The organism is Rhodopila sp., from assembly GCF_965277825.1.
Classification (GTDB): Bacteria; Pseudomonadota; Alphaproteobacteria; order Acetobacterales; family Acetobacteraceae; genus Rhodopila.
Window position 1 is genome coordinate 2,421,982 of sequence record NZ_OZ255846.1, and the last position, 14,210, is coordinate 2,436,191.

Consider the following 14,210-nt stretch of genomic DNA (forward strand, 5'->3'; position numbering starts at 1 on the left):
TGGCGCTGAAACTTGCAACGGGAACTTGAATAGTGCTGCCACCCATATTCGACAGATATGCTTCCAAATAGACTGTACTATACATGGACTGTACTATACATGGAAATACGTGAGAAGGTCGGCTGGCTTACCTCGATGCAACGTTGACGGCGTCCAGACGTCATGCTCGCCCCCCACCTAAGACGTCCGCAACAACCCCAACACCCTCCCCTCCGTCAGGATCTGAGGCAGCACCTCGGGCTGCCCGCCACCCGCCGGGAAGAACACATACAACGGCACCCCATCACGCCCGTTCTGCCGCAGGAACGCAGTGATTGCCGGGTCCTGCCGCGTCCAATCCCCCTTCAAATAGGTCACATCATCAGCGGCAAACGCCTGCTTCACCGCATCCGTCCCGATCGCCACCCGCTCGTTCACCAGACAGGTCACGCACCACGCCGCCGTCATGTTCACGAACACCGGCTTGCCCGCCGCCCGCAGCGCCGCCAGCCGCTCCGGCGTGAACCGCTCGGCCGAGCTCTGCGCCGCCGCCCCGACCGGCGCCGTCGAGATCCCGCTCAACACCGCCAGCGCCGCCAGCACCGCGACGATAGCCGCGCTCTGCCCGATCCGCCGGCGCTGCACGGCCGAGCCCTGGGTGGTGCCGAACACCCAGCCCGCAAACCCCACCAGCACCAGCCCCGCCGCCGTCGCCAACACCCCGGCCGGCCCGGCCTCCTGGCTCACCACCCACACCAGCCACGCCGCCGCGCCATACATCGGGAACGCCAGACCCTGCTTCAGCACCTCCATCCAGCGCCCCGGCCTGGGCATCAGCCGTCCCAGCCCGGGCAGCGACGCCAACGCGACGTATGGCGCCGCCAACCCGAGACCCATCATCGCGAACACCAGCAGCGTCACCGCCGGTGGCGCCGCCAATCCCGCCGCCACCGCCACCCCCATGAACGGAGCAGTACACGGCGTCGCCACCAGCACCGCCAGTAGCCCGGTAAAGAAACTCCCCGCGGCGCCCTGCCGCGTGGTCAGCTCGTTGCCCGTCCCGGCCAGCCCCGCGCCGACCTGGAACACCCCCGACAGGTTCAATCCGACCGCGAACAGCAGCCACGTCATCGCCGCCACGAACACCGGCGAGGAAAACTGAAACCCCCAGCCCGCCGCCGTCCCCGCCGCCCGCGCCGCCAGCAGCGCGCCGGCGAGTGCAACGAACGTCACCAGAACCCCAGCGGTATACCAGACCGCGTGCGCGCGCCCGCGTCGGCTGTTCCGCCCGCCAGCAATCTGGGCCAGCGCCACCGCCTTGATCGCCAGGATCGGGAACACGCAGGGCATCAGGTTCAGGATCAGCCCGCCCAGAAAGGCAAACACCAGGATCTGCCCGAGCGGCGGCATCGCTGCTGGCGGCGGCGGCCCCGGTTTGGCATTGACCGCCGCATCCACCTGCATCCCCGCCCGGTCACGCACCGACAGCACGCCCGCAAGATCCTTCGTCGCGTCGAACCCCGCGGTCGGCCGCAACGCAAGCGTGAATCCGCCGCTGCGCACCGACAGCGGCTGCGCCGCATCGTCCTGGATCCGGCCCGGATCATCCGGAATGAACCAGGCATCGGTCACCGTCGCCGTGGTCAGCTCCGGCCCCTGCACGAACAGCGTCCCATCGGGCGAAATCCGCGCCGTCCACGGCAGCGTCCGAGGCACCGCGGCATCATGCGCGGCGAACAGCCCGGCCTGCGCCGACGGCCCCGGCGTCCCGACCGGCACGTCCAGCGAGAAATCACCCTCCTCCGGCACGCAGATGTCCTTGCACACCAGCCACCGAGCATGCGCGCGGATCTGTCCGGAGGTCGCGGTGACCTTGACCGGCAAAACCACCTCGCCGGTATAGGCGTAGGTCATCACCGGCCCCTCGGCGACCCGGCGCGGCGTCGGCCAGTCGATCGCCGATTGCTGGACCCCCGCGATCGTCAACTCCGGCGCCACCCCCGCGTCGCCCGGATTCCTCCAATAGGTGTGCCAGCCCGCAGCCAAGCGCAGCCGCAGCCCGACCCGGAACGGCACCCCCGGCCGCATCGTGTCGGTCTCGCTGATCAGCGTCGCCACCGCGCGCTTGCTGCTGACCGCGGCACTCTCCAGCGCATCCGCCGGCCGCGCCGCAATCGCGCCCAACGCCACCACCAGCAACGCCACAACAAGCCGTTTCATGCCGTCTCCGCCCGCCGTCAACCGCGCTGATATGCGCCCGCCGCATCACCCACGCCAGCCGTGGGACTTACCTTCACGGATTTTTCGCTCTAGCCTTCACTTAACGCGGTAGCAGGGGAAACCATGCGATGACAACCAATGGCGCCAACCCATCCGGCCTCAATGGGTTCGGCAGCGACTGCCTCGCCGGCGTGCGCGTGCTCGACCTGACGCAGTTCGAGGCCGGCCCATCCTGCACCGAAACCCTCGCCTGGCTCGGCGCCGAGGTGGTCAAGGTGGAAAACCCCAAGGCCGGAGACCCCGGCCGCTCGCTTGGCGGCACGCCAGGCCAGGACGACCCCTACTTCCTCAATTTCAACGCCAACAAGAAATCGCTCAGCGTCAACCTGAAAGACCCGCGCGGCCTGCAACTGGTGAAAGACCTCGCCACCAAGGCCGACGTCCTGGTGGAAAACTTCGCCCCCGGCGCGATCGAGCGCCTCGGCCTCGGCGCCGACGTAATCCGAGCGTTGAACCCGTCGATCATCTATTGCCAGGTGAAAGGCTTCGGCGAGGGCAGCCCATACGAAAACAACCTCGCCTTCGACATGATCGCGCAGGCCTGCAGCGGCATCATGAGCACCACCGGCGAACGCGACGGCCGGCCGCTGAAACCCGGCCCATCACTGGGCGACACCGGCACCGGCATGCTGCTGTCGATCTCCATCCTCGGCGCGCTGTATCGCCGCAAAACGACGGGGCAGGGCGATCATCTGCAAGTCGCCATGCAGGACGCCATGCTGCACTACATGCGTATCGCATTCTCCTATCAGTCGCGCACCGGCAAGGCCGCCCCGCGCGCCGCCGACAGTTCGGTCTCCGGCGGCAACCCGCCGATGGGCACGTTCCCCACCAAGGGCATCGGCGACAGCGACGGCGGCGGCCTCAACGACTACGTCTATATCTACACCTCGCGCGCCAACCCCGAACACTGGCGCCGCCTGCTCGCGGTGATCGGCCGCGAGGACCTCCTCGGCGATCCCCGCTACGACAGTCCCAACGCGCGGTCCGAACGCGCCGCCGAGGTCAACGACATGATCGCCGCCTGGACGCGGAAGCACACCAAGCACGACGCCATGCGGATCATCGGTGCCGCCGGCATCCCCGCCGGCGCGGTGCTCGACACGCTGGAACTGACCAACGACCCGACGTTCGAACAGCGCGGCATCATGCAGACCATCGATCACCCGGTGGTCGGCCCGTTCAAGATCGTTGCCTGGCCGGTGCGCTTCTCCGGCCACACCCCGCCGGTCAAGCCATCTCCATTACTTGGGGCGAACAACACCGACGTGCTGACCAACTGGCTCGGTCTCGATGCCGACCGCCTCGGCGCCCTGCGCGACGACAAGATCATCGGCGGCGACAACATCATCGGCTGACCGCGATGCTCAGCGATCGGCAATTCTAGGGAGAACAAGACATGGCGGAACTCACCGGCTCGGAAATCATCGCCCGATGCCTGCAAAAGGAAGGGATTACCGATCTCTTCTACATCATGGGCGGGCCGATGCTGCTGGCCGAGGCCACCTGCGTCAAAGAAGGCATCCGCATGATCGACGTCCGCCACGAACAGGCGGCGGCGTTCAGTTGCCAAGCCTATAGCCGGCTGAAACAGGTGCCCTCGGTCTGCATGGGCGCCTCCGGCCCGGGCGTCACCAACCTGATCACCGGCATGGCCAACGCGCTGGTCGATTGCTGCCCGGTGGTCGCTCTCGGCGGATCCAGCCCGTTGTCACAGTTCGGCCGCCAGGTGTTCCAGGAAATCGACCAGGTCGAACTGATGCGCGGCTGCTGCAAATATGTCGACCGGCTGATCAATCTCAAGCGCATCCCGCAACAGATCAACTTCGCCCTGCAAAAAGCCATCAGCGGCAAGCCCGGCCCGGTCTATCTCGATTGCCCCGGCGACATGCTGTACCAGAAGATCGACGAAAACCTGGTGGATTGGAGCTTCGCCGGCCGTCCGATCCTCGACAGCCGCCCGATGGGCGACCCGCGCCAGGTCGATGCCCTGATCGGCGCCCTGGCCGAGGCGAAAAATCCGCTGATCGTTTCAGGCTCCGGTGTGATCTGGTCGCGCGCCTGGGCCGAGATGCAGGCCTTCGTCGAAGCCGCCGGCATCCCGTTCTTCACCACCCCGCAAGGCCGCGGCGTGGTGCCCGACGATCATCCGTATTCGTTCCTGTCGATGCGCTCCGGCGCATTCAAGGACGCCGACCTGATCCTCGTCCTGGGCACCCGCATGAACTACATCATCGGCCATGCCGGCCCGCCGCGCTTCGGACCCACGGCCAAGATCGCCCGTATCGATATCGATCCGTCCGAAATCGCCATGGCCGCCCGCTACGTCGACATCCCCATCGTCGGTGACTGCAAGGCCGTGCTCGGGCAACTGCTGGCCGGCATCAAGGGTCGCATCAACCCCGACAAATACGCCGGCTGGCGCAAGCAACTGGCTGACGGTGAAGCGGCGAAACGATCCTCCGCCGGTGCCAACAAGCTGCAGGAAGACGGCGACATCCATCCCGTCCGCATGCTCGAAGCGGTCCGCGACTTTGCCAACCGCGACGCCATCCTGTGCGTCGACGGACAAGAGACGTTGAACTTCGGCCGCCTGACCATGCCCACCTTCGCGCCGGGCCACCGACTGAATTCCGGCCCGTTCGGCACCATGGGCGTCGGCATGCCGTTCGGCGTCGGCGCCAAGGTCGCCTGTCCCGACAAGCAGGTCATCGTCGTGCACGGCGACGGCTCGATGGGCCTCAACGCCATGGAGCTCGACACCGCGATCCGCCACAAGATCCCCATCCTGGTGGTGATCAGCCTGAACGGCGGCTGGACCGGCGATCCCAAGCGGGAAAAGCCCGGCCGCGATCTTGGTTACACCCGTTACGACAAAATCTGCGAGGCACTCGGCGGCTACGGCGAGTACATCACCAAGGCCGAGGACATCCGTCCCGCGCTGGAACGCGCACAGAAGAAGGTCGACGAAGGCATGGTCGCCCTGGTCAACGTCCGCACCGACTACCGCGCCCGCTTTGCCGGCGTGGCGTTCTCGGATTATTCCACATAGCTCGGCTTTCGGCGGTCCGCCGCGCCCAGCGGCGGACCAAGGCGACCGCGCCGGCATCTAACCGGGCCTTGCCGATCGGCGCCACTGGCTCGCCTGATCGAAACCGCGTCGGCTGGTTCTGGCCCAACGCCATCCCGCTAAGGCAGAAGGCAGGGAAATGTTTGCACGTCATACAGAGCTGTAGTACAACGTTTGCGTTGTATCACAAGCGAGTTCAGCATGCCAAAAGCAGTCACCCTCGCGGCCCGGGTCGATGCCGATCTCGACGCTGAGTTGACCCGTCTCGCCGTCGCCACGGGACGCACCAAGTCATGGCTCATCAACGAAGCCTTGCGCTCCTACGTCGCTAACGAGCAGCAGTTCCTTGCTGCCGTCGAGGAAGGTAAGCAGGCCTTGCGGGAAGGTCGCGTCGTCGACCATGAAACGGTCGTCAACGCATTTGACCGGCTTTTCGCAACAGGCGCATGACGCGGCTGCGATGGACGGAACCCGCCAGCGCCGATTTTCTTGGGATCGTGGAATGGCTCAAGGGCAGAAATCCAGCCGCTGCTGCTCGCGTCGGACGGCGTATTCTTGATGACGCCGAGCAGCTCGCCAATTTTCCCTACTTGGGCAAGCCTGGCCGCTCGCAGGGTACTCGCGAGCTGGTGGTGGCCAGGTTTCCCTATTTGATCGTCTATGCCGTTGAGCACGATGCCGCCGTTTCCGAACAGCCTCAGGCTGTCGTTATTTTGCGTGTGTTGCATGGCGCGATGCAATGGCCGCCCGACCCGAAGAACCCATAGCGCCCCAGACACGCCCTTGCGGCCACCCCCGGTTGCGGCCCGTCCGTTATGTCTAATACGCTACAGCGCCGGACCCGCCCGTCAGGGCTCATAGAACCCAACCGTCGATGACACCAACATCGCCGCGAAAAAAATCGGAAGGAAACATCAATGCGTCGATCCGACCATCGAACCCGAATCACCCGCCCCCGGCACATCATCGCCGCCGCCGCGCTGGCGGCCGGCTGGGGCGCAACCGCTCTCGCCGCCCCTCGCACCGTGACCCTGCCCGGCAATCAGGCCTACCCCGAAAGCGTGACATCGATCGCCGACGGCACGCTCTACGTCGGCAGCTTCGCCTCCGGCGGCGTGGCGCGAGTCCGGCCCGGCCAGTCCGAGGCCGAACCCTGGATCAAGCCCGGCGCCTTCGACACGAGATCCACCCTCGGAGTCCTCGCGGATGAACGCTCGAACACCCTCTGGGTCTGCTCGAACGACCTGTCCGCCATGGGTGTGCCAGGTCCTTCATCGGCCAAGGGCAGTGAATTGAAAGGCTTCGACCTCGCCACCGGCCACGGTAAACTCAGCGCCCGACTGCCGGGCCAGCACACCTTCTGCAATGATATCGCGGTCGGTTCCGACGGCTCGGTGTACGTAACCAATACCGCCGCCCCGCAGATCCTGCGCCTGCGACCGGGCGAGAAGCAATTGCAGGTCTGGGCAACCGATCCTGCCTTCACCCCACCGCCCAAGGGCGGCGGACTGGATGGACTGGCCTTCGGCACGGACGGCAACCTTTACGCCGACACCTTCACCAAGGCCGAACTGTTCCGCGTCGAGGTCAAGGACGGAAACCCCGGAACCATCACCAAGCTGCAGCCCTCCCAGCCGTTGGCGCTCACCGATGCGTTGCGCCCTGACCCGAACGGGGGCTTCCTGATGATCGAAGGTTCCGGGAAGCTCGATCACCTGACGATAAAGGGCGACGAGGCAACCGTGCAGACCCTCAAGGACGGCTATACCGGCCCGACCGGAGTAACCCCGGTCGGCAACACCGCCTGGGTATCCGAAGGCCAGCTCGGCTTTCTGGTGGACCCCGCGAAGAAGGGGCAGTCGCCGCGTCTTCCGTTCAAGCTCTATGCGGTGGATCTGTCTCGGTAACCGGCGCTTCGAAACCCGCACCGGCAAGCCGTCACCAGACCGTCGTCACTCCATAGGCCGGAAACACGGCATCGTTGGTGATGACGGTCAAACCGGTGCGCAAAGCGGTGGCGATCAGCATGCGGTCCATCTGATCGCGGTGATGCGGCGGTAGGGCGTTGGCGGCCTCGGCATCGCCCAACGACAATGGAATCTCGCGCAATCCCAGCGCCACCAGATGGCGGGCAAAACTGCCGCTCTCGCTCGGCAACGGCGGCAGCTTTCCAGTCGCCGCCTTGCGGGTCAGCTCCCACACCGTGATCGGAGACACCACGACATCGGCCCGCATCGCGTCCATGCCCGCACGGCCCATCGTCCGCCCGCCGCCGCCGAAATACGCCAGCAACGCGCACGCGTCGGCGATGAACATCAAGCCCAGCCTTCGTCCTCGATCTCCGCATCATTCATCGGAGCTAGCACCGCGGGATCATAGACATAGCCCTCCCAACCCGGATGCACGCGCCATAACCCAGGCTCGCGGCTGATCGCCGGTTCGACCGACGACAAGCGGGCAACCGGAACGCCGTTGCGCGCGATCACCACGTCTTCCCCGTTTTCAACCGCGACCAGAAGCTGCGAAAGCCTTGTCTTGGCTTCATGAACGTTCACAGTCTTCATTGCACGATTTCCTAGCTAACCGAGAACTAATCGATCCCGAACCGCTCGGTCAAGCCTCGTGCAAAATCAATCCATCACCGCCGCATGATCCGACCCGCCGCCGCTGCCCTTCTTCGGCCCCCGCATCAGCAACAGCAGCAGCAACATCGGCATCGAAAGCAGCATCATCAGCTTCCAGTCGTTGTTGTAGGAGATGATCTGCGCCTGGTGGTTCAGCATCGCGTTCAGCATCTGCGCACCGCGTGCCGTGGTCGGCATCAGGCTGGCATCGGCGCCCTGGAACGCCCGGTTCAACGGCGTCACGAACCCCGACAGCACCGAGTGCTCGATCTGGTTGTTCTGCGTCACCAGCGCCCCGGTCACCGAGATTCCGATCGCGCTGCCGACATTGCGCAGCAGGCTCAGCAGCGCGGTGCCCTCGGTGCGCAGCGCCGGTTCCAAGGTGGCGAACGCGATCACCTGCAGCGGCACGAACACGAACCCAAGCCCGGCGCCCTGCAGCATGGTGTTCAGCACCACCGTCCTGTCCGACACCGCCGGAGTCCACCCGGTCATCTGATACAGGCTGAAGGTCAGGATCACGATCCCCACCGCCATCAACACCCTGGCGTCCACCTTGTTGGACAACCGCCCGGCGACCATCATCGCCGCCATCGTGCCGATACCGCGCGGTGCCATCGCCAGCCCCGCCGTCTCCACCGGATAGTTGGCAAGGTTCTGCAGCCACGGCGCCAGCAGTGCCGAGACCGCGAACAGCACCATGCCGACCGCGAACATCACCACCAGCCCGGCGGACAGGTTGCGGTCCTTGAATACCCGCGGCGTGATGAACGGCTTCTCCGCCGTCAGCATGTGCACGATGAACAGGTAGAAACCGAGCCCGGCCAGCGTCGCCTCGATGATGATCTCGGTCGACCCGAACCAGTCCATCGTCTCGCCGCGATCCAGCATCAGTTGGAAGCCGCCGATGCCCAGCGCCAGCACCCCGAAGCCGATCCAGTCGAACTTCATCCCCGTGCCCGGTTCGGTTTTCGGCAGGAACGCCGCCATGCCCGCGCTCGCCAGCACGCCGAACGGCAGGTTGACGAAGAACACCCAGCGCCAGTTGTACAATTCGGTCAGGTAGCCGCCCAAGGTCGGACCCAGGATCGGCCCGACCATCACCCCCATGCCCCAGATCGCCATCGCCGATCCGCGCTTCTCGGGCGGGTAGATGTTCAGCATGGTCGATTGCGACAGCGGCACCAGCGCGGCGCCGAAAATCCCCTGCAACAGCCGGAACGCCACCATCTCGGTCAACGTCCCCGCCACCCCGCACAGCATCGAGGCCACGGTAAACCCGATCATCGAGATCAGATACAGGTTCTTCAGCCCGAACCGTGCCGACAGCCAGCCCACCGGAGCGGTCATGATCGCCGCCGCGGTGATGTAGGAGGTCAGCACCCAGGTGATCTGATCGGAACTCGCCGACAGGCTGCCCTGCATATACGGCAGCGCCACGTTGGCGATGGTCGAATCCAGCGACTGCATCAGCGTCGCCATCATCGCGCACACGGTGATCAGCCCGCGATACGGAACCACCTGCTCCTGCCGCCCGGACATGTCTGAAATCCTAGAACAGGTCCGACAGCGTGCGGACGTGGCCGGTGTCGATGTCGATGTCGGCGCTCATGCCGGCGCGCAGCGGCGGATCGTTCGGCTTCATGTCGACCCGCACCCGGACCGGGATCCGCTGCACCACCTTCACCCAGTTGCCCGAGGAATTCTCCGCCGGCAGCAACGAGAAATTCTGGTCGGTCGCCGGCGCCACGCTCTGCACCGTTCCCTTCCAGGTGCGACCCGGATAGAGGTCGAAGCTGACATCCACCGGATTGCCGTTCTTGGCATAGGTGAGCTGGGTCTCCTTCGGCTCGGCCTCAACCCAGACGTGATCGGTCGATACCAGGCCGAACGCCGCGCTGCTGGCCCCAAGATACATGCCAAGCTGCAGCTTGTTCACCTGCGTGACGATCCCGTCATACGGCGCCCGCACCACCGAGTGGTTCTTTTCCCGCTCGGCTTCCGCCACCGCCGACTGCGCCTGCTTGAACGACGGCATGTCCTGGGTGGCGATTTCGGGGTTGCCGTCCAGCTTGGCCAGCAGCGCCCGCGCCTGACTCTCCGAGGCGCGCACCGCCTGCTGGTCCGCCGCCAGCTTATAGCGGGCGTCGTCGGTCTCTTGCTGGGTCACCGCATGGGTCTTCACCAGCGCGGAATAGCGGCCATAGGTCGCCTGATCGGCATTGACCTGCTGCTGCTTGGCGCCGGTGTCGCGCAACGCCGCCTGATAGTCCGCCTTCGCCGCCTCGATATTCAGCCTTGTCTGCTCCAGGTTGGCGCGCGCATTGTCCAGCGCGATCTGGAATTTCTGCGGATCGAGGCTGAACAGCACCTCGCTCTTGGTTACAGCCTGACCCTCGTGTACCGGGATCGAGGCGACGATGCCGGACACGTCGGTGGACAGCGTCATGCTGTCGGCCTGCACATAGGCGTCATCGGTATCCACCCACCGCCCGCTGGACAGCCAGTAGAACCCGCCGCCGATCACCACCGCCAGCACGCCGCCGGCCATCAAGCCCCAGCGCAGCAGCTTCTTGCGCGACCGCGCCCGCGACGCCGGCCGGGTAGCGATATCGTCGCGGAACGTTGTGGTCGCTTGAGACATGATGAGGCGAATCCGATCGTAGACGGTGATGATTGTAAGCTAGCTTATTATCGTCCCATCTCAAGTCGTGCTGCTATGCACAATCGCGTTGTCACCGGTGCGAGACCTGCGGGTCTGACGTGGCCCGCCTCCGCCGCAAAGCGCCCCCAGAATAGGCCCGGTCAGGCCTCGGAGGCCGTGAGCCATAACCATCAGCGTCACCGTCAGCCATCACCGCCGGCCTCAGCGTCGGCCATCGTCGCCGGTCATCACCGCCGGCCATCATCGCCGGCCATCATCGCCGGCCATCACCGCCGGCCATCACCGCCAGCCATCATCGCCGGTCATAACCATCAAAACCCAGATGGATTCTTGTTGTGTTCATATACAACCTATAGTAGTAATATCAGAACGTAAACCGAACACCAACTTCGAGCCCCTGCCCATGACCCTCGCGAGCAACATCGACCAGACGCCGTCCCCTCAGGCGACGACCGAATGCGTCATGCAAACCATCCTCGATTTCCTGCTGCCGTTCTTCCTCGCGGCCGCCGGCGGCAATCCGGTTACCGCGCGCGCCGCGATCCGCCAACTCATCGCCGCCCACAATGCGGTGGACGCCACCGAACTCGACCTCGCCGGCCGCATTGTCGGCTTCAGCATCGCCGCGCTGGATAACCTCAGGCTGTCGATGGGTGCCGACCTGCCGGTCACCAGGCTGCTGCGCTATCGCGGCAATGCCGTCAGCCTGAGCCGCGCCTCCGACCAGGCCCGCAAGGCGCTCGCCGCGCTGCGCGCCAACCCCGAGCAGCCGCACAAGACGCCGCGTCCCTCGGTGGCGCCAGCGCCATCGAACCCATCGCCGTCAAATCCGGGGCCATCGACCCCATTGCCGCCAAATCCGGGCAGGGCCGCCGCGACCTGCTGCGCCCAACCCCATGCCGTTGCGCCCCGCGCCACCCCATCCGCCGAGGCGGTCGCCGCGCACACTGCGACCGCCCTGGCCGCCCCCGCCCCGGCCGCCCCGCCCGCATCCGCCCCGCCTGCCTCCGTCCAGCCCCGTGCCAACAGCGTGCTGACGAACAGCCGCGCGGCCGACCCGGCGTCGCATGACATCGAGGCGATGAAGCACGACGCCCGCATGCTGATGAACGCGTTCTCCAAGCACGGCGTGTCATCCGCCGCATCGATGTCGGCCATCGCCGATCCCGCCACCCTGGCCACCGCCGCTGCCCGAGCCGCCGTCGCCGCCGTCCGCCGGCCAAATCCGGGCGGTCCCCAAGCCGCATAATGGCGTCGTATCCGGCCCAAGCCGCACTGGCGGCCGACCCTGCCCAAGCCGCACAGCGGCAGCGTTTTAAGCCCAAGATAAAAGGCGAACCCTGAGCGAAGCGGTTTCAAGTCGTCCCGCTGATGGAGCAGCTCCCCGCACGCCTTCGTGTTTTTGTGTCTTCGTGTTGAATCAGGCCATCCGCCCAACGAACACCAGACCGTCGGCACCGGCCTCAACCCACCAGACGCAAAAAGCGCCCGGTCAAATCCACCCGAAACCCGCCCCCTACAAAAACCCCACACTCAGCCAAGGCACCGCCGCCACCACCACCAGACCCGCCAGCACCGCGAGCAGATACGGCCAGATCCGCCGCATCGCCGCATCCGGCGACACCCGCCCGATCGCGCAGGCAGCATAATAGCCAACCCCGAACGGCGGCGCGAACAGCCCGATCCCCATCGCCAGGATCACCACCATCGCGTAGTGCACCTCATTGATCCCGACCTGGCGGGCCGAGGGAAACAGCAGCGGCCCGAACAGCACGATCGCCGGAATCCCCTCCAGCACACTGCCCAGCACGATGAAGGCGACCACCGAAACCGCCATGAACCCGGCCGCGCCGCCCGGCATCGCCGTCATCCCCGCCGCCAGTTGGCGAGAAAACCCCGACTGGGTCAGCGCCCACGCCATCGCCGTCGCGGTGCCGATGATCAGCAGGATGGCGCCTGACAGCGCCGCCGTCTCCACCAGCATCGGATACAGCCGCCGCCAGGCAAACTGCCGATAGATCAGCAGCCCGACGATCACCGCATAGACGATGCCGATGGTGGACACCTCGGTTGCCGTCGCTACCCCCTCGATCACCGCGCTGCGAATCACCACCGGCAGCACCAGCGCCGGCAACGCCACCACGAAGGCGCGCCCGATCACCGGCCATGGCGGCCGCGTCACTCCGGCCAGGTTCTCCCGCCGGCCGCGCCAACGCGCGATCACCGCCAGCGCCACCGCCAGCACCGCGGCCGGCACCAGGCCGCCGGTGAACAGCGCCGCGATCGAGACCCCGGTAACCGACCCGATGGTGATCAGCACCAGCGACGGCGGGATCGTCTCGCTCATCGCCCCCGACGCCGCCAGCAGTGACACCAGCTCGCCCTCGTTGAACCCGCGCCGCTTCATCTCCGGAAACAGCACCGGCGCCACCGCCGCCATGTCCGCCGCCTTCGAACCGGAGATCCCCGATACCAGATACATCGCCCCCAGCAGCACATAGGACAGCCCGCCGCGCACATGTCCCAGCAGCGCCGACAGAAACCCCACCATCGCCCGGGCCATGCCGGTCATCTCGATCAGCAGCCCCAGCAGCACGAACAGCGGCACCGCCAGCAGGATCAGCGAGCTCATGCCCTCGTCCATGCGCGACACCACCACGCTCAGCGGCGTGCGGGTCAGCGTCGCTAGGTAGGCGAGGCTGGCCAGCCCGAAGGCAAACCCGATCGGCACCGACAGCAGCACCGCCGCGCCCAGCAGCCCGACGAAGAACAGCACCAGGTTCCAGTTGCCGAACCGCGTAAGGAACGGCGCGGCGAAATGCAGCCCCACCGCCAGCCCGACCACCGCCGCCACGCCAAACACCGCGTCCGCCCACGACAGCCGCAGCAGCCGCGACAGCGCGGTGATCACCATCAGCACCGCGCCGACCAGGATCGCCGCCGCCCGGTAGGTGTCGGGCATCCCCAGCGCCGGCGTCGTGATATACCACTGGTCCGACGCATAATCCCACGCCGAGGGCACCACCATCAGCAGGAACACCGCGACCGAGGCCGCCGCCAGCGCCTCGCACCGAGCCCGCCCCGCCGCCGACATGGCGCCCACCACCGCGGTCAGCCGCATGTGCTCCGATCGTTGCAGCGCGATCACGCTGCCCAGCGTCGCCAGCCACAGGAACAGCATCGAGGCCAGCTCGTCGGTCCACACCAGCGGCGCATGCAACACGTAACGAGCCATCACCCCGGCAAACAACACCACGACCTCGGCCACCACCAGCACCACCGCCGGGAGCTCGGCGATCAGCCGCAGCGCCCGGTCGATCCGCGCCGCGGCCAGACCCCGTGTCGTGCCGCCGCCGGCGTCGATCACCGCCGGCCGCCCATCAGCCCGGCGCCCATCAGTCCGGCGCCCATCAGTCCGGCGCCCATCAGTCCGGCGCCCATCAGTCCGGCGCCCATCAGTCCGGCGCCCATTAGCCCGGCGCCCATCAGCCCGGCGCCCATCAGTCCGGCGCACATTAGCCCGGCGCCCATCAGCCCGTCGCCCATCAGCCCGGCGCCCATCAGTCCGGCGCCCATCAGCCCGGCGCCCATC

Annotated in this window: 13 protein-coding genes; 6 read left to right on the top strand and 7 right to left on the bottom strand. The window is 66.4% G+C overall.

Annotated features, from left to right (window positions below):
* Positions 1-177: 177 nt before the first annotated feature.
* The gene (locus ACQY4T_RS12015; protein WP_428542098.1) at positions 178-2,199 is read right to left on the bottom strand and encodes a protein-disulfide reductase DsbD family protein; all 2,022 of its coding nucleotides are present in this window, start codon (positions 2,197-2,199) and stop codon (positions 178-180) included.
* Positions 2,200-2,327: 128 nt separating this feature from the next.
* Between ACQY4T_RS12015 and ACQY4T_RS12020 the strand changes: the two genes are divergently transcribed.
* The 5 genes from ACQY4T_RS12020 (at position 2,328) to ACQY4T_RS12040 (ending at position 7,236) form a co-directional block, all read left to right on the top strand.
* Positions 2,328-3,617: a CaiB/BaiF CoA transferase family protein gene (locus ACQY4T_RS12020; protein ID WP_428542101.1), complete on the top strand. Its 1,290-nt coding sequence runs from the start codon at positions 2,328-2,330 to the stop codon at positions 3,615-3,617.
* A 41-nt stretch (positions 3,618-3,658) separates the two neighbouring features.
* Positions 3,659-5,311, top strand: a complete 1,653-nt coding sequence (locus tag ACQY4T_RS12025; protein WP_428542104.1) for a thiamine pyrophosphate-binding protein — start codon at positions 3,659-3,661, stop codon at positions 5,309-5,311.
* A gap of 219 nt (positions 5,312-5,530) precedes the next feature.
* Positions 5,531-5,779 (top strand): CopG family ribbon-helix-helix protein, encoded by a 249-nt coding sequence (locus ACQY4T_RS12030; RefSeq protein ID WP_428542107.1) that lies wholly within the window; start codon positions 5,531-5,533, stop codon positions 5,777-5,779.
* A complete protein-coding gene (locus ACQY4T_RS12035; protein WP_428542110.1) occupies positions 5,776-6,096 on the top strand; it encodes a type II toxin-antitoxin system RelE/ParE family toxin in 321 nt (106 codons plus the stop codon). Before ACQY4T_RS12030 ends, ACQY4T_RS12035 begins: the two co-directional genes overlap by 4 nt.
* 150 nt (positions 6,097-6,246) lie before the next feature.
* A complete protein-coding gene (locus ACQY4T_RS12040; RefSeq protein WP_428542113.1) occupies positions 6,247-7,236 on the top strand; it encodes a hypothetical protein in 990 nt (329 codons plus the stop codon).
* A 31-nt stretch (positions 7,237-7,267) separates the two neighbouring features.
* On the opposite strand, the gene ACQY4T_RS12045 is transcribed toward ACQY4T_RS12040, so the two are convergent.
* The 4 genes from ACQY4T_RS12045 to ACQY4T_RS12060 all read right to left on the bottom strand — a co-directional run bounded on the left by ACQY4T_RS12045 (position 7,268) and on the right by ACQY4T_RS12060 (position 10,597).
* Positions 7,268-7,645 carry a type II toxin-antitoxin system VapC family toxin gene (locus ACQY4T_RS12045; RefSeq protein ID WP_428542116.1) on the bottom strand — a complete coding sequence of 126 codons (378 nt, stop codon included), beginning with the start codon at positions 7,643-7,645 and terminating at the stop codon, positions 7,268-7,270.
* Complete coding sequence (locus tag ACQY4T_RS12050) at positions 7,645-7,893, bottom strand: type II toxin-antitoxin system Phd/YefM family antitoxin (RefSeq protein WP_428542118.1); 249 nt, start codon at positions 7,891-7,893, stop codon at positions 7,645-7,647. The genes ACQY4T_RS12045 and ACQY4T_RS12050 overlap by 1 nt, the downstream gene beginning before the upstream one ends.
* Positions 7,894-7,959: 66 nt before the next feature.
* The gene (locus tag ACQY4T_RS12055; RefSeq protein WP_428542120.1) at positions 7,960-9,495 is read right to left on the bottom strand and encodes a DHA2 family efflux MFS transporter permease subunit; all 1,536 of its coding nucleotides are present in this window, start codon (positions 9,493-9,495) and stop codon (positions 7,960-7,962) included.
* A 10-nt stretch (positions 9,496-9,505) separates the two neighbouring features.
* A complete protein-coding gene (locus ACQY4T_RS12060; RefSeq protein ID WP_428542123.1) occupies positions 9,506-10,597 on the bottom strand; it encodes an HlyD family secretion protein in 1,092 nt (363 codons plus the stop codon).
* Positions 10,598-11,021: 424 nt separating this feature from the next.
* On the opposite strand from ACQY4T_RS12060, the gene ACQY4T_RS12065 reads away from it, so the two are divergent.
* Positions 11,022-11,867 (top strand): hypothetical protein, encoded by an 846-nt coding sequence (locus ACQY4T_RS12065; protein WP_428542126.1) that lies wholly within the window; start codon positions 11,022-11,024, stop codon positions 11,865-11,867.
* Between the two features lie 267 nt (positions 11,868-12,134).
* On the opposite strand, the gene ACQY4T_RS12070 is transcribed toward ACQY4T_RS12065, so the two are convergent.
* Both ACQY4T_RS12070 and ACQY4T_RS12075 read right to left on the bottom strand, forming a co-directional pair.
* Positions 12,135-13,985: a TRAP transporter large permease subunit gene (locus tag ACQY4T_RS12070; RefSeq protein WP_428542129.1), complete on the bottom strand. Its 1,851-nt coding sequence runs from the start codon at positions 13,983-13,985 to the stop codon at positions 12,135-12,137.
* A complete protein-coding gene (locus tag ACQY4T_RS12075) occupies positions 13,982-14,209 on the bottom strand; it encodes a hypothetical protein (RefSeq protein WP_428542132.1) in 228 nt (75 codons plus the stop codon). The genes ACQY4T_RS12070 and ACQY4T_RS12075 overlap by 4 nt, the downstream gene beginning before the upstream one ends.
* Position 14,210: the final 1 nt, after the last annotated feature.

Bases quoted from the DNA above. Each gene is read 5' to 3' on its own strand.
- ACQY4T_RS12015 (WP_428542098.1), bottom strand. From the start codon at position 2,199: ATGAAACGGCTTGTTGTGGCGTTGCTGGTGGTGGCGTTGGGCGCGATT.
- ACQY4T_RS12020 (WP_428542101.1), top strand. From the start codon at position 2,328: ATGACAACCAATGGCGCCAACCCATCCGGCCTCAATGGGTTCGGCAGC.
- ACQY4T_RS12025 (WP_428542104.1), top strand. From the start codon at position 3,659: ATGGCGGAACTCACCGGCTCGGAAATCATCGCCCGATGCCTGCAAAAG.
- ACQY4T_RS12030 (WP_428542107.1), top strand. From the start codon at position 5,531: ATGCCAAAAGCAGTCACCCTCGCGGCCCGGGTCGATGCCGATCTCGAC.
- ACQY4T_RS12035 (WP_428542110.1), top strand. From the start codon at position 5,776: ATGACGCGGCTGCGATGGACGGAACCCGCCAGCGCCGATTTTCTTGGG.
- ACQY4T_RS12040 (WP_428542113.1), top strand. From the start codon at position 6,247: ATGCGTCGATCCGACCATCGAACCCGAATCACCCGCCCCCGGCACATC.
- ACQY4T_RS12045 (WP_428542116.1), bottom strand. From the start codon at position 7,645: ATGTTCATCGCCGACGCGTGCGCGTTGCTGGCGTATTTCGGCGGCGGC.
- ACQY4T_RS12050 (WP_428542118.1), bottom strand. From the start codon at position 7,893: ATGAAGACTGTGAACGTTCATGAAGCCAAGACAAGGCTTTCGCAGCTT.
- ACQY4T_RS12055 (WP_428542120.1), bottom strand. From the start codon at position 9,495: ATGTCCGGGCGGCAGGAGCAGGTGGTTCCGTATCGCGGGCTGATCACC.
- ACQY4T_RS12060 (WP_428542123.1), bottom strand. From the start codon at position 10,597: ATGTCTCAAGCGACCACAACGTTCCGCGACGATATCGCTACCCGGCCG.
- ACQY4T_RS12065 (WP_428542126.1), top strand. From the start codon at position 11,022: ATGACCCTCGCGAGCAACATCGACCAGACGCCGTCCCCTCAGGCGACG.
- ACQY4T_RS12075 (WP_428542132.1), bottom strand. From the start codon at position 14,209: ATGGGCGCCGGGCTGATGGGCGCCGGACTGATGGGCGCCGGGCTGATG.